At 65.6% G+C, this 13,845-nt stretch carries 14 protein-coding genes; 5 read left to right on the top strand and 9 right to left on the bottom strand.

All coding sequences use genetic code 11. From position 1 onward, the window contains the following. Nucleotides 1-26: 26 nt before the first annotated feature. Genes DTX69_RS20935 through DTX69_RS20925 form a run of 3 tightly spaced genes read left to right on the top strand, consistent with a single transcriptional unit; the run spans nucleotide 27 to nucleotide 4,272 of the window. Nucleotides 27-2,030, top strand: coding sequence for an acetyl/propionyl/methylcrotonyl-CoA carboxylase subunit alpha (locus DTX69_RS20935; RefSeq protein WP_119303508.1), 2,004 nt, complete (start codon nucleotides 27-29; stop codon nucleotides 2,028-2,030). Then, a complete protein-coding gene (locus DTX69_RS20930) occupies nucleotides 2,027-2,944 on the top strand; it encodes a hydroxymethylglutaryl-CoA lyase (protein ID WP_119303507.1) in 918 nt (305 codons plus the stop codon). The genes DTX69_RS20935 and DTX69_RS20930 overlap by 4 nt, the downstream gene beginning before the upstream one ends. Further along, a complete protein-coding gene (locus DTX69_RS20925) occupies nucleotides 2,941-4,272 on the top strand; it encodes an NAD(P)/FAD-dependent oxidoreductase (RefSeq protein WP_119303506.1) in 1,332 nt (443 codons plus the stop codon). The genes DTX69_RS20930 and DTX69_RS20925 overlap by 4 nt, the downstream gene beginning before the upstream one ends. Here the strand turns inward: DTX69_RS20925 and DTX69_RS20920 are convergent. From DTX69_RS20920 to puuE, 5 genes are all read right to left on the bottom strand, one after another. Further along, on the bottom strand, nucleotides 4,218-5,582 hold the full coding sequence (locus DTX69_RS20920) for an alanine racemase (RefSeq protein WP_119303505.1): 1,365 nt from the start codon (nucleotides 5,580-5,582) through the stop codon (nucleotides 4,218-4,220). The genes DTX69_RS20925 and DTX69_RS20920 overlap by 55 nt on opposite strands. A gap of 138 nt (nucleotides 5,583-5,720) precedes the next feature. Beyond that, nucleotides 5,721-7,307 carry a malate synthase A gene (gene aceB, locus DTX69_RS20915; RefSeq protein ID WP_119303504.1) on the bottom strand — a complete coding sequence of 529 codons (1,587 nt, stop codon included), beginning with the start codon at nucleotides 7,305-7,307 and terminating at the stop codon, nucleotides 5,721-5,723. 1 nt (nucleotide 7,308) lies between these two features. Beyond that, nucleotides 7,309-7,812 carry an ureidoglycolate lyase gene (locus DTX69_RS20910; RefSeq protein WP_119303503.1) on the bottom strand — a complete coding sequence of 168 codons (504 nt, stop codon included), beginning with the start codon at nucleotides 7,810-7,812 and terminating at the stop codon, nucleotides 7,309-7,311. 10 nt (nucleotides 7,813-7,822) lie between these two features. Beyond that, entirely contained in the window at nucleotides 7,823-8,818 is a 996-nt protein-coding gene (gene alc, locus DTX69_RS20905; protein WP_119303502.1) for an allantoicase, read from the bottom strand. Between the two features lie 4 nt (nucleotides 8,819-8,822). Beyond that, nucleotides 8,823-9,737, bottom strand: a complete 915-nt coding sequence (gene puuE, locus DTX69_RS20900) for an allantoinase PuuE (protein WP_119303501.1) — start codon at nucleotides 9,735-9,737, stop codon at nucleotides 8,823-8,825. Nucleotides 9,738-9,840: 103 nt separating this feature from the next. Between puuE and DTX69_RS20895 the strand changes: the two genes are divergently transcribed. Next, nucleotides 9,841-10,542 carry an RluA family pseudouridine synthase gene (locus DTX69_RS20895; RefSeq protein ID WP_119303500.1) on the top strand — a complete coding sequence of 234 codons (702 nt, stop codon included), beginning with the start codon at nucleotides 9,841-9,843 and terminating at the stop codon, nucleotides 10,540-10,542. Here the strand turns inward: DTX69_RS20895 and DTX69_RS20890 are convergent. The 4 genes from DTX69_RS20890 to DTX69_RS20880 form a co-directional block, all read right to left on the bottom strand. Then, on the bottom strand, nucleotides 10,539-10,928 hold the full coding sequence (locus tag DTX69_RS20890) for a DUF1772 domain-containing protein (RefSeq protein WP_162917410.1): 390 nt from the start codon (nucleotides 10,926-10,928) through the stop codon (nucleotides 10,539-10,541). The two genes, DTX69_RS20895 and DTX69_RS20890, sit on opposite strands and share 4 nt — an antisense overlap. 10 nt (nucleotides 10,929-10,938) lie before the next feature. Then, complete coding sequence (locus tag DTX69_RS30795; protein WP_284735962.1) at nucleotides 10,939-11,106, bottom strand: RidA family protein; 168 nt, start codon at nucleotides 11,104-11,106, stop codon at nucleotides 10,939-10,941. Beyond that, nucleotides 11,100-11,312: a RidA family protein gene (locus DTX69_RS30790; RefSeq protein WP_284735961.1), complete on the bottom strand. Its 213-nt coding sequence runs from the start codon at nucleotides 11,310-11,312 to the stop codon at nucleotides 11,100-11,102. The genes DTX69_RS30795 and DTX69_RS30790 overlap by 7 nt, the downstream gene beginning before the upstream one ends. An 81-nt stretch (nucleotides 11,313-11,393) precedes the next feature. Next, nucleotides 11,394-12,308: a DMT family transporter gene (locus DTX69_RS20880; protein ID WP_284735960.1), complete on the bottom strand. Its 915-nt coding sequence runs from the start codon at nucleotides 12,306-12,308 to the stop codon at nucleotides 11,394-11,396. Nucleotides 12,309-12,471: 163 nt separating this feature from the next. Here DTX69_RS20880 and DTX69_RS20875 point away from each other — a divergent pair, with 163 nt between their 5' ends. Next, complete coding sequence (locus tag DTX69_RS20875; protein WP_162917409.1) at nucleotides 12,472-13,572, top strand: redoxin domain-containing protein; 1,101 nt, start codon at nucleotides 12,472-12,474, stop codon at nucleotides 13,570-13,572. Nucleotides 13,573-13,845 lie beyond the last annotated feature (273 nt).

Genomic DNA, 13,845 nt, shown 5'->3' with positions numbered 1-13,845 from the left:
AAGTCTGAGGGGGAAAGTCTAAGGGGATGTTCCGCAAGATCCTGATCGCCAATCGCGGCGAGATCGCCTGCCGCATCATGCGCACGACCAAGCGGCTCGGCGTCTCGACCGTCGCGGTCTATTCCGAGGCGGATGCCCATGCGCTGCATGTCGAGATGGCGGACGAGGCGGTGCTGCTGGGCTCCGCTCCCGCCGCGCAGAGCTATCTCGCCATGGACAAGGTGATCGCGGCGGCGGTCGCGACCGGCGCGGAGGCGATCCATCCCGGCTATGGGTTCCTGTCGGAGAATGCGCGTTTCGCCGAAGCCTGCGGCAAGGTCGGCGTCACCTTCATTGGCCCGCCGGCGGCGGCGATCCACGCCATGGGCTCCAAGTCGGAATCGAAACTGTTGATGGAACGCGCGCGGGTGCCTCTGGTGCCGGGCTATCATGGCGCGGAACAGGCGGATTCGCACCTGATCCACGAAGCCATGCGCATCGGCTTTCCGGTGCTGATCAAGGCCTCCGCCGGCGGCGGTGGCAAGGGCATGCGCATTGTGCGCGCGGAGCACGAGCTGCAGCCGGCGATCGACGGGGCGCGGCGCGAGGCCAAGGCCGCGTTCGGCGACGAGCGGCTGCTGATCGAGAAGTATATGGAGCGGCCGCGCCACGTCGAGGTGCAGGTGTTCGCTGATAGCTATGGCAACGCGGTCTATATCCACGATCGCGATTGCTCGATCCAGCGCCGGCACCAGAAGGTGATTGAGGAAGCGCCGGCACCCGGCCTGAGCGAGGAAACGCGCAAGCGCATGGGCGAAGCGGCGGTCGCGGCGGCGAAAGCGGTGGGCTATGTCGGCGCGGGGACGGTCGAGTTCCTCTATGCCGACGGCCAGTTCTACTTCATCGAGATGAACACGCGCCTGCAGGTCGAGCATCCGGTCACGGAGATGATCGCCGGCCTCGATCTGGTGGAATGGCAGCTGCGCGTGGCGAGTGGCGAGAAGCTGCCCGAGACGCAAGGCGAGCTGCAGCGCTATGGCCACGCGATGGAAGTGCGGCTCTATGCGGAGGATCCTACCAGGGGCTTCCTGCCGGCGACCGGGCGCCTCGCGCATCTCGTCTGGCCGACCGCCGCCAACAACCTGCGCATCGATTCCGGCGTGCGCGCGGGCGACGTCATCTCCACCCATTACGATCCGATGATCGCCAAGGTGATCGCCTGGGGCGAGGATCGCACCAGCGCGGTCCAGCGGCTGCGCCGTGCGCTGACGGAGACGGAGATTGCCGGCCTTGCCACCAATGCCGGGTTCCTGATCGACGTGCTCGGGCACCCGAACTTCCTGAAAGAAGAGATCGATACCGGCTTCATCGAGCGGCACCGCGCCGAGCTGCTGCCCGAGGTGGGCGCTATGCCGGACCGCGCGCTGGCATTGGCGGCGGCGTTCCTGGTCCTTGCCGATGGGCAACGCGCAGCGGAAGCGGCGCGGCACAGCGGCGATCCGCATTCCCCCTGGGGCCTGACCAACGGCTGGCGGCTCAATGGCGAGGGCGGGTCTTCGATCCTGTTGCGGGACAATGCAGGGCAGCAGCGCGATGCGCACCTCACCTTCTCAGGCGCGCTTTGGAGCATCGCGATCGATGCGGGCGCGCCCTTGCGCCTGACCGCCCCCAGGATCGACAATGGCGCCTTGGTTGCCGGTACCGATCACGGGCGATTGCGCGTCACCATCGTCCAGGACGGCAGCCAGGTGACGGTGATCGAGCGGGGCCGCGCCACGCGCGTGACGCGTGTCGACGTGCTGGCGGAGGCGGAAGCCGCCACGCTCAGCCACGACCAGCTGGCCTCGCCCATGCCGGGAACCGTGGTGCGGGTGATGGTCGAGGACGGCGCGAGCGTGACGCGCGGCCAGCCGCTGATGGTGGTCGAAGCCATGAAGATGGAACATACGATCGCGGCCCATGCCGACGGCATCGTTCGCCAAGTGAAGTTCCGCGCCGGCGATCCCGTCGCCGAGGGCGTCGAGCTGATCGCGTTCGAGGCGGAATCATGAGCCTGCCATCCCGCGTGAAAGTAGTGGAAGTCGGGCCGCGCGACGGTCTGCAGAATGAGGCGAAGCCGGTCCCGCTCGAGACCAAGGTCGCGTTGATCGATCGTTTGTCGGAGACCGGCCTCACCGCCATCGAAGCCGGCGCGTTCGTCTCGCCCAAATGGGTGCCGCAGATGGCAGATTCAGCGGAAGTGTTCCGGCGCATCAAGCAGAAGCCGCAGGTCTCCTATCCGGTGCTGGTGCCCAACGTGAAGGGGCTGGAGCTGGCGCTTGCCGCCGGCGTCCAGGAGATCGCGGTGTTCGGCGCGGCCTCGGAAAGCTTCTCGCAGCGCAACATCAACTGCTCGATCGAGGAGAGCCTGGAGCGGTTCGGTCCTGTGTGCGATGCCGCGCAATCGGCGGGATTGAAGGTGCGCGGCTATGTCTCCTGCGTCCTCGGCTGCCCATACGAAGGCGAGATCGCGCCGGACGCGGTCGCGCGCGTCGCCAAGGCGCTGATCGGCATGGGCTGCTACGAGGTGAGCCTGGGCGACACAATCGGAATCGGCACGCCGATCAAGGCGCAGCGCATGATCGAGGTGGTGGCGCAGGACGTGGACATCAGTCACCTCGCCGCGCATTTCCATGATACCTACGGACAGGCGCTCGCCAACCTGCTCGCGGTCCTGCAGATGGGCGTAGCGGTGATGGATGCATCGGTGTCCGGCCTCGGCGGCTGCCCCTATGCGCCGGGGGCCTCGGGCAACGTCGCGACCGAAGACGTGGTCTATATGCTGCACGGGCTCGGCATCGAGACCGGCATCGATCTCAATCAGCTGGTGGAAACCGGCGCCTTCATCTCGCAGGCGCTGGATCGCCCGCCGGGCTCGAAGGCCGCCATGGCGCTGCGCCTCAAGGCTGCGAAGTCGCAGCAATGAGCGACTATATCGATTGCCATTACGCGCGCACGCGCGCCGATCAGACTCAGCGCCCGTTTCTCGACGGTACGATCGCGACCGGCACCGCCGTGATCGGCGGCGGACTGGCCGGCCTCACCATCGCGTTGGAGCTGGCGCGCGCCGGCCATTCGGTCGTGCTGCTGGAAGGGCGGCGCATCGGCTGGGGCGCGTCGGGCCGCAACGGCGGGTTCTGCGCACCGGGCTACGCGGTCGGCTATGACCGGATCGCACAGATGGCGGGCGAGGAGACCGCGCGCGAGCTGATGGGCCTGTCGCAGGACGGCGTCGAATACGTCGCGAACAATCTGGCGGCGTTCGGGATGAAGGTGGATCCCAAGCGCCGCGGTCATATATCCGCGCGGCGGATTCCGGCGCGCGGTGCGCTGGAGCGCTATCGCGACAAAATGGCGACACTGAGCTTCAACATGCGGGTGCAGAGCGTCGAGGAGACGCGCGCGCAGCTCAAGAGCCCGCTTTACTTCGAGTCCATCGTCGAGCCTACCACCTTCGCCATGCAGCCGCTGGATTATGCGCTGGCAATGGCGCGCGAGATCGAGCGACGGGGCGGCAAAGTGTTCGAGAATTCGCCGGCCTTGTCGACCGGGCGCTTCGGCACCTCGCATCTGGTCGCAACGCCGCGCGGCCGGGTCAGTGCGCATCACCTGGTGATCTGCACCGGCGGCTATACCGGCCGCTTCATGCCCGCCTTGCGGCGCGCCATGCTGCCGATCGCGACCTACGCCATGGCAAGCGAGTGCAATCCCGCGCTGCTGGACGCGGCGATCGCGACATCGCTCTGCATCAGCGATGACCGGCGCGCCGGCGATTATTATCGACGCACCAGCGATGGGCGAGTGATCTGGGGCGGAAGGATCACCGCCCGCACGCGCGACCCGGCTGATCTCGCCGAGCTGCTGCGGCGGGACATGATCGAGGTCTATCCGCAGCTCGTGGGGCTCACGATCGAATGCGCATGGTCGGGGCTCATGGCCTATGCGCGGCATTACATGCCGCAGGTCGGACGGCTGGGCGAGGGCGTGTGGTACTGCACAGCATTCGGCGGACACGGGCTCAACACCACTGCGGCGACCGGATGCCTGATCGCCGCTGCGATCGCGGAGGGCGATGATCGCTACCGCCTGTTCGCACCGTTCGGCCTCACGTGGAACGGCGGGCCGCTGGGGCCGGTGGCGGCGCAGCTTACCTATTGGAAGCTGCAGTTGCAGGATTGGTGGGCGGAGCGTAACGTCGATCAGAAGAAGGTCGGCACGGCGCCCAAGGATGTCCAGCCGTCATCCACCACGTGAATCACGCGCCAGCGATCGAATGTCGTGCAGGGATGCGAGATCCCGCAGCAGATGAGGTCGCCGACCGCGATATCTGCATTCGCCGGGACCGAGAGGTATGCGTGCTGGTCGTTGAGCTTGGTGATCCGCCATTCCTTGGGTGTCGGCTCCGGCTGCGGTGTGGCGTGCGTACGGTAGCGCCAGACCGGCTGCGGCAGATGCAGGTCGAACCCGACGTCGCGCTTGCCCATGGTCAAAAGCGCCAAGCCCGGCTCCGGCACCGATTGCACCAGGCAGCAGACGAACAAAGCCGGCTCCAGCAGCCCGAGGTCCTTGGCGACCGCCGGGTCGCGGCGCTGCATTTCTTCCAGATGCTCGACATAGGTGCCGCAATCGTGGGTGACATAGCAGCCGCTGCGCAGGATCTTGACCGTCGGCTTATCCAACGTGATCCGGCTTAGCCGTCGCCCCACGATGTCGTAATAAGCGCTGCCGCCCGCGGTCAGGATTACCTCGTCGGTGATGAATGCGTTGCGCCGGTCGGCCAGCTGTGCGGCCTCGGCGAAACGGTCGAAGTAGGCTTCGGCGCGTGGCCCATCTTCTGCGCCGGTCGCGGTTGCGATCATGCCTTCATAGCCGGCGATCCCGGCGAGGCGCACCCGCCCTTGGTGTGTCGGCAATTCGTCCAGCAATTGGCTCACCTGCTCCAGGGTGCGGCAGCCGGTGCGTCCGCCCTCGAATCCGATCTCGATCAGCACATTGATCGGCTGCTCGGTGTTGGCATGCGCGACGTCCGCCGAAAGCGCCTTCAGCCCGGCCAGCGAATCCACCAGCACATGGATGGCAAGATCCTCGTGCGCGTGGTTGAGCGCGACGATGCCGCGCACCTGCGCGCGGCCGGTCACCTGGTTGGCGATCAGCAAATTGCGGCAGCCATACGCCACCGCGACCTCGGCTTGCTGCACCGTCGCAACGGTGAGGCCCCAGCAGCCATTGGCCGCCTGCTGCGCCCACAGGTGCGGGGTCATGGTGGTCTTAGCGTGCGGCGCGAGCTGCAGGCCGAATTTGTCCAACAGATGCCGCATCCAGCGCGCATTGTGCTCGAGCGCCGACTTGCGCAGCACGGCGACCGGCGCCGGCAGATCGCCCGCCAGCAGGTTCCAGCTTTGCTCGCCAATGTCGCCGGGCGCCAGCGCCGCATGGGCCGGCGGGAAGCCCTTGGTCAGTGGGTCGATCGCCTGCCGGTCGAGTTCCTCGAGCGCGGCACGCATCGCATCGGCATCGAAGCCAGGACCGATAGAGCCGTTCAAGAATCCGGTCGTGAGTGACATCTAGCGCTCGCCCATTCTTCAACCGTCATTGCCAGGCTTGACCCGGCAATCCAATTTGGACCCCCGGGTCAAGCCCGGGGGTGACGGAGGGAGTATGAAGGCGTCGCCTCGACAACGCCACCGCGAAACGTGGAGGCGTTATGCGGTCACGCGCTCGTAGGCCGGCAGGGTCAGGAACTCCGGGAACTCCTCGGCGAAGATGAGCTCCGCGAACAGCTTGGCGGCCTCCTCGAACTTGCTGCGGGTGAAGGCTTCGCCGAGCGCCTGCCGGTTCGCAGCGAGATCGTCTGCGATCAGCTTTTCGCACAAGGCGCGGTCCACAACGCGGCCGTCCGTCAGGGTCGCGCCGTGCCGCAGCCACTGCCACACCTGCGCGCGGGAGATTTCGGCGGTCGCGGCGTCCTCCATCAGGTTGTGTAGCGGCACGCAGCCGGTGCCGCGTAGCCATGCCTCGAGATAGGCGATGCCGACGGAGATGTTGACGGCGAGACCGTCTGCAGTAATGTCGCCGGTCGGCACGGCCAGCAGGTCGGCGGCGCTGACATGCACGTCCTGGCGCTGGCGCGCGATCTGGTTCGGCTCCTTCATCAGGCGATCGAAGATCTCCTTCGCAAGCGGCACCAGAGCCGGATGCGCAACCCAGGTCCCGTCGTGGCCGTCGGTCGCCTCACGCTCCTTGTCGGCACGCACCTTGGCCATCGCCGCTTCGTTGGCCGCGGGATCGCTCTTGATCGGGATCTGCGCGGCCATGCCGCCCATTGCATGCACGCCGCGCTGATGGCAGGTCTTGATGAGCAGCAGGCTGTAGGAGCGCAGGAAATGCGTGGTCATGGTGACGCTGGCGCGGTCCGGCAGCACCGCCTTGGGGTCATGAGCGAATTTCTTGATGAAGCTGAAGATGTAGTCCCAGCGCCCGCAATTGAGTCCGGAGGAGTGATCGCGCAGCTCGTACAGGATCTCGTCCATCTCGAAGGCGGCGGGCAGCGTTTCGATCAGCACCGTCGCCTTGATGGTGCCCTTCGGGATGCCGACCTTGTCCTGCGCGAATACGAACACATCGTTCCACAGCCGCGCCTCGAGATGCGATTCCACCTTCGGCAGATAGAAATAAGGGCCGGTGCCCCGCGCCATCAACTCCTTCGCATTGTGGAAGAAGAAGAGGCCGAAATCGAACAGGCTGCCCGACATTGGGCGCCCATCGACCACGACGTGCTTCTCCGGCAAATGCCAGCCGCGCGGGCGCACCAGCAGCACGGCGGTCTTCTCGTTGAGGCGATAGGACTTGCCGCTGCCGCGATCATCGAACGTGACCTGTCGGCGCACGGCGTCGATCAGGTTGCGCTGGCCGTCGAGCTGATTAGCCCAGGTCGGCGTGGTCGCATCCTCGAAATCCGCCATATAGCACGAGGCGCCGGAATTGAGCGCGTTGATCACCATCTTGCGGTCGATCGGGCCGGTGATCTCGATGCGGCGATCAGCCAAGTCCTTGGGTAGCGGCGCCACTTTCCAGTCGCCGGCGCGGATATGCGCGGTCTGTTTCAGGAAGTCGGGCTTGGCGCCCTTGTCGAGCTGCTTCTGGCGCTCCTTGCGCAGCTCCAGCAGGCGCAACCGCTCAGGCGTGAACTTGCGCTCGAGCTCTACGATGAAAGACAACGCCTCGGGGGTCAGGATCTGTTGAAACGCGCGATCGGGCAGCGGGGCAACGGTAACGCCTGGCAAAGTCACGTCAAATTTCTCCAACCCATATTTCGGCCTGTTCGAGGATTACTTCGTCGCAATTCTCATCCTTGGCATGCCGGTCCACGACCAGGAAATCCGTACTTTGGTCGAGGGCGATCAGCGGATGATGCCAGACGCCGCGGCGGTAGTTGACGCCCTGCCCCGCCATGGTCTTGAAACCGATGATGTTTTCCGGCCGCAGCGGATCGCCGGGCGGTGCGACCAATACCAGGAATGGCCGCGGCGTCAGCGGAATGAACAACTGGGAGCTTTTCGGGTGCCGCTCCATCAGCGTGACTTTCAGCGGCATGGGCCGCGGCTCGGCGCGCACGATCCCGACGTTGGGCTTGCCACCCGCTTCCAGCAGATCGAGTTCCGCCATGTCGGCGTAGCGCTCGGCCCAGCCCTGGTTGATGGTGTAGTGGGGGCTCTCCGCCACCTGGACCACCTCGCCATAAGGGCGGAAGGCCTCACGCGTCAGCGGATGGATCGGAACCTGGATGCGCGCCATCCCGCTTCTCCTAGACGAGCTCGCCCAACAGGCGCATGCGACTCACCCCGCCGTCGGGAATGATGTTGAGCCTGATATGAGTGATGATGCCGAGATCCACCACCTCCTTGTGGAAGACGTGCGGGCGGTCCATCTCCAGCTTCTGCTCCGGCAACAAAGTCCGCCAGAACATGGATTGCGTGATGAGCGACTCGTCGGTGCCGCCGGTCACGTCTGCTGCTTGAATGGAGCAGCGGTCGGGATAGTTCCCTTTGAAATGCGCGGTGTCGATCTCGATTCGGCGGATGTGGCCGCGATGACCCAAGGCGAAGATCGCCCAGTCGTTACCCGGCTCCCTGCGCCGCCGCGTCTCCCAGCCGTCGCCCATGTCGGCACCGCGGCCGGGATAAAGGATCTTCATCGGCGAGCCGTAATGCTGGTCGCTGCAGGCGATGGCGCGCCCGCCATACTCGATCGCGGCGAGATCGACCAGTTGCTTGCGGTCGAACTGCGCCCAGTCGACGACGACGCGACCATAGGCGCGCAGCCGCGCAATGCCGCCATCGGGATAGATGTTGAGGCGCAGATGAGTCCAGGCGCGCTCATCCGTCACCGGCACGAAGTGATGCGCGTTGCCTTTGAGGCTGGTGGCCGGGGCGATCTCGCTCCATTCCGTGTCGCGGCCAGGCACACCGTCGGTCCAGCAGGCTTCGATGGAGGCCGCCGGCGGGAAGTTGCCGGTGAAGTGGCTGGTGTCGATGTCGAACCCGGCGATGGAGCCCGGCAGGCCCAGTTTCACCACGCAGTAATCGTGCCCCTCGGTGCGCTTGCGGCGCGACTCCCAGCCGTCCATCCACTTGCCGTGCTCGTCGTACTTGCCCGGGATGAAGACGGCGGGCTCGGGATTGAGCATCCGTTCCTTGGGCGCGAAGAAATCATCCGTGGCGAAGATCGCCTCCGCGCCCAGCCGCGCATCGGCGAGATTCACCAGATTGCTGCCGAACGGATGCTGCGGCTGTTCCATCATGCTGTCACCGTGTGGGTTGATACGGATAGCGCGTGTGCCAATGGCGCGCGATATCGATGCGCCGGCACACCCACGCCTTGTCATGCTTGAGGACGTAGTCGAGGAAGCGCTTGAGGCTGGCGAAGCGACCGGGCCGCCCGACCAGCCGGCAATGCAGGCCGATGGACATCATCTTTGGCGCCTGCGCGCCCTCCTCATACAGCGTGTCGAACGCGTCCTTGAGATAGGCAAAGAACTGGTCGCCGGAATTGAAGCCCTGAGCCGCGGCGAAGCGCATGTCGTTGGCATCGAGCGTATAGGGCACGATCAGGTGCGGGCCATCGACCAGCCTGGACCAGAACGGCAGATCGTCGGAATAGTCGTCGGCGTCGTAGAGGAAGCCGCCGTACTCGGCGACCAGCTTGCGCGTGTTCTCGGAGGTGCGGCCGGTATACCAGCCGAGCGGGCGCGCGCCGCAGACGTGGGTCAGGATCTCCATGGCTTTGGCCATGTGCTCGCGTTCGATTGGTTCGGGCACGCCGTGGTAATTGATCCAGCGATAGCCGTGGCTGGCGATCTCGTGCCCATCGGCGAGCGCGCGCTCGATCACCGCCGGGTTGCGCTCCGCCGCCATGGCGACGGCGAACACTGTTAGCGGCACGCCCCGCGACTTGAACAGGTCGAGCAGCCGCCACACGCCGGCGCGCGAGCCGTATTCGTAGATCGATTCCATCGACATATGCCGCGCGCTCAGGAACGGCTGGGCGCCGATGATTTCTGACAGGAAAGTCTCGGAGGCGGGATCGCCGTGTAGGATGCAGCTCTCCCCGCCCTCCTCGTAGTTGAGGACGAATTGCACAGCGACTCGCGCGCCACCCGGCCAGTCGGCCTGTGGCGGGTTCGGTCCGTATCCAGACAGATCACGCGGATAGCTCAGCATCGCACCCCTATTTGACCATAAAACCCCATCCCCCTGTCAGCCTAGGTACTGGCTTTTCCCATTTCTTTGAAAGTGCCTCAAAGGCGGGCTATGAAGGCGCGCCATGCCCAGACCACCCCTTTCCCCTGAAGAGATCCAGGCGCGCCTGCTCTATCGCGATGGCTTGATCCTGGTGCTGGACAAGCCGGCCGGTCTGCCGGTCCATGCCGGGCCGGGCGGCGGACCCAACCTCGAGCAGTGCTTCGACGCCTTGCGCTTCGGCCTGCCGGCGCCGCCGGCGCTCGCGCACCGGCTGGACCGCGACACGTCGGGGTGCCTGGTGCTGGGGCGGCACCGCAAGGCGCTCGCCAAGCTGGGCCGGCTGTTCCAGGACGGGAAGGTCGAGAAGGCCTATTGGGCCGTGGTGGCGGGAAGCCCGCAGCAGAGTGAGGGGCGGATCGAGGCGCCGCTGCTCAAGACCACGCGCAAGGACGGCGGCTGGCGCATGGTCGTCGATCCCGAGGGCCAGCCGGCCGCCACCAACTATAAGGTGCTGGGCAGCGGAAGCGGCCTCGCCTGGCTGGAGTTGGAAACGGAGACCGGCCGCACGCACCAAGTGCGGGTCCATTGCGCCGAGTTGGGCTGCCCGATCCTGGGCGAGCCGATGTATGGCACGCTCTCACCGGAGCAGCGCCAGCGGCCGCTGCATCTCCATGCACGGGGCATTGTGCTGCCGCTTTCCAAGAACAAGCCGCCAATCGTGGTGACCGCCGAGCCGCCGGAGCATATGCGCGCGGCACTGAAGAAATGCGGGTGGCGATCCTAGAAGGCCGTTGCCGCGGCCAAAGTCACGAACGCGATGAATGCGCACCCGGCGCGCGCCACGTGGGAATATTCCCAGCGGTCGCGCAGGCGCGCCCAGTCCTCGCCCACAGTCGCCGCCCCGGGTGTGTTGAAGAAGGCGGCGCCGGCGCTGCCCAGCTTCTGATCGCCAAGCCAGAACTTGTTGACCGGATGGGTCAGCACCCAATAGAGCACGTGCATGACGATCAGCGCAATCAGCGCAGCCAGAGTCAGCAGATAGGCGGGCGTTTCCGGCGGGATCGCGGCCAGCAGGACCATGGTGGCCACGATCGCACCAATGTAATGACCTGCAGAATTGGCAGCATGGCGCGCCTCCATCTGTGCCATCAACAGATGGAAGCGCGCCATGTTGCTCGCGTCAGGCTGGCAGAACGGCCACCGCGTCGATCTCGACCAGCATGCCATCGAGCGCCAGGCGCGGCACCGGGATCAACGTGCAGGCCGGCTTCGGTCCCTCGCCCAGGGCCAGCGTCAGCTCTTCGCCAAAGATGTGCAGCCTTTCTTCGCTATGGTCGACGATCAGCACAGTGAGCTTGGCGATGTCGCCGGCCCGGCGCCGGCGGCAGCGAGCGCGGTGCGCAGGTTGCGCATGGTCTGGCGCACCTGGAGGCGGAAATCCGACGCCAGTTCTCCGGCCTCGGTCTCTCCTCCTTGGCCGGCGATGAACACCAGCCTCGTGCCCCTCGCGACCCTGGCGACGTGCGAATAGCCATTGGGTGACGGATCGTACAAGCCAGCGGGATTGATCAGGATCAGCGTGTTCTCTGGAGATTGGGTCAGGTGTCGCAGCGGGATTTCCTCTGTGTGACAGGCTCAGGCCGGGGCGGCCTGCTGGCGCTTCGGAATGGCCATGGCAGCCACGCCGGCGATCACACACAAGAGACCGATCCAGGCGGTCGAGTTCAGCGTCTCGCCCAGGAAGATCACGCCGATCGCGACACCGATCGGCACGCGCAGATAGGCTTGCGACGTGGTGCCAACCGAACCCAGCGTGTGCAGCAGGCGGAAATAAATGGTGAAAGCCAAGGCCGTGGAGAACACCGACAGGCCGATGAGTGCCAGGATCGAATCGACAGAGGGCGTCACATCCCACGGCTGATCGATCGCGAGGCTGGCCGGAACGAGAATCGCCGCACCGCAAAGCATCGAGCCGGTCGCGGGTACCATCGGATCGTGTCCCTTGAAGCCGCGCCCGAATATTGCCGCACCCGCATAGCAGATCGTTGCCACGACGATTGCGAGCTGCGCAAGCAGCGCTTGGCCAAGCCCGCTCAGCGCTTCGATCCCGATGATGAGACAGATCCCCGCCAGGCCGGCAACCACGCCGAACAATTTGCGCGCCGTCACAGCCTCGTGCCGGACGATCACCACGGCCAGCAGGAATGTGAAAATCGGTGAGGTCGAATTGAGAATGGTCGCCAGGCCGGCATCGACAACCTGCTCCGCCCAGGCGATAAGGGTGAACGGTATCACGCTGTTGAGGCAGGCCTGCACCAGGAAGCGCAGCCATAGGGCGCGATCCGTCGGCATCCTGATACCGCGACCGCGCATGACGATGAAGAGCAGCGAACCGGCGATGACGGTGCGCGCCGCGATGAAGGTGACAGGCGGGATCGCCTCCACGCCGACCTTGATAAAGGTGTAGGAGGCACCCCACAGCGTGGCGAGCACGGCCAGGAGCACAAGCTCCATCGCAAGGCGTGGTTTCTGCTCGGTAATGTTGGTCAACCTGCTTCTCCCCGCTCGGTCGATCGCCAGGATGACACGCCGGCGCGCCAGATGGTGCCAGCAACAGTTTGGCCCCGGCCGAATGAACGCTTGGAAAGCGCAACGGGGCGGACTATCGTCAAAGCTGGAATTCCGATTGAGGGGTCGGAATTGGGGAGTTTTCGTGACCGTTGTTGCACCTGAGTCGGCGGCCGATGTGCCGCCAGTGCCGCCGGCTGTGCGCCTGCTCGACGTGGGCGATGCAGCGCCCTTCGTGCACGCGCCCGATCAGGATGGCAAGCCGGTCTCGACCAATGCCGATCTGGTCGCCGGCAAGCCGATCCTGCTGCTGTTCTGTCCGTCACTGGAGCAAGCGGCCGCATCGTTGCAGGGCTTTCGTGCCGCTTTCGATCGCCTGACGGCGCTGCAGGCCACGGTGTTTGTCATCAGCCGGGACGGGACCGAAGCGAACGCAGAAGCCTGTCGCCAGCTATCGCTGCCCTTCGCGATCCTTGCCGACACGAGGGCCGGCATCTTCAAGGGCTACGGCGTCGATCCTTATCCGGCGGCCCCCGCCGCGACCCTGTTCATCCTCGATGCCGGCCATCGCGTCGCGTCCATGCTCGATCGAATGGAACCCGGAGCGCTGGTGCCCGAGGCCATCGCGACCCTCGACGGGCTTGCGGCGAAGCGCCCTGCCACGCGCCTGCAATCGCACCCACCGGTCCTGGTCTTGCCGCGCATGCTGAGTCCCATCGACTGCAGCTTCCTGGCCCGGATCTGGAGCCGGGACGTGCCGGAGTACTCGACCGACGGTTTCGCCAATGCCGGCACGGGCGTCGAGGGCGGCGACTACAAGGTCGTGCACGACGGCATCTACGGCAGGGCGGTCGAATACATCGTGCAGGACCAAAATCTGCAGCGCTTCATCGACGCACGCTTGCGCCGGCGCCTGCTGCCCGAGATCAACAAGGCATTCCAGGCCAAGGGCCTGAAACGCGAAGGCTACCGCATCGCCGGCTACCAGGCGCGCGACGGCGCCTTCCTCCACCCGCACCGCGACAATTCAACGCCGGCCAATGCCCACCGCCGCTTCACCATGACCATCAACCTCAATGCCGGGGAGTACGAAGGCGGCGAACTGCGCTTTCGCGAATATGGCGAGCAACTCTATGCGGTCGAGCGCGGCACCGCCATCGTGTGGTCCGCAAGCTTGCTGCACGAGGTATTGCCGGTCACCAAGGGGCGCCGGCTGGTGCTGGGAGTGCACATGTTCGGCACGTGACTTCGCTGCTGATCAGGTCTTGCTGCTGGAATTCGGGTTGCGCTTGTCCCGTTTGGTGACGCCGCCCTTCGAGCCCTTCGAACCGCCGCTCCATCTTTGAGCCTTGCGGATGGCATCGCCGCCGTCGTGATTGGACGACTTCGCGTTGTCGCTGCCGCGCTTGCCGGTTTGCGTTGCCGACCTCCTCAACTGTTGCCTGAGAACAAGAGAGGTGCGCGTGCGTTGCGCGGAACGCGAAGGGCCGGTCGCTCTTTACTGGAAGGACCATCTACA

Source organism: Dongia deserti, assembly GCF_003574735.1.
GTDB classification, from domain to species: Bacteria; Pseudomonadota; Alphaproteobacteria; order Dongiales; family Dongiaceae; genus Dongia_A; species Dongia_A deserti.
The sequence above is the reverse complement of the archived record's forward strand: the minus strand, read 5'-3'. Positions and strand labels throughout refer to the sequence as shown.

Coding starts and splice junctions, on each gene's coding strand:
- DTX69_RS20935 (WP_119303508.1), top strand. CDS start 27: ATGTTCCGCAAGATCCTGATCGCCAATCGCGGCGAGATCGCCTGCCGC.
- DTX69_RS20930 (WP_119303507.1), top strand. CDS start 2,027: ATGAGCCTGCCATCCCGCGTGAAAGTAGTGGAAGTCGGGCCGCGCGAC.
- DTX69_RS20925 (WP_119303506.1), top strand. CDS start 2,941: ATGAGCGACTATATCGATTGCCATTACGCGCGCACGCGCGCCGATCAG.
- DTX69_RS20920 (WP_119303505.1), bottom strand. CDS start 5,582: ATGTCACTCACGACCGGATTCTTGAACGGCTCTATCGGTCCTGGCTTC.
- DTX69_RS20910 (WP_119303503.1), bottom strand. CDS start 7,812: ATGGCGCGCATCCAGGTTCCGATCCATCCGCTGACGCGTGAGGCCTTC.
- alc (WP_119303502.1), bottom strand. CDS start 8,818: ATGATGGAACAGCCGCAGCATCCGTTCGGCAGCAATCTGGTGAATCTC.
- puuE (WP_119303501.1), bottom strand. CDS start 9,737: ATGCTGAGCTATCCGCGTGATCTGTCTGGATACGGACCGAACCCGCCA.
- DTX69_RS20895 (WP_119303500.1), top strand. CDS start 9,841: ATGCCCAGACCACCCCTTTCCCCTGAAGAGATCCAGGCGCGCCTGCTC.
- DTX69_RS20890 (WP_162917410.1), bottom strand. CDS start 10,928: ATGGCGCGCTTCCATCTGTTGATGGCACAGATGGAGGCGCGCCATGCT.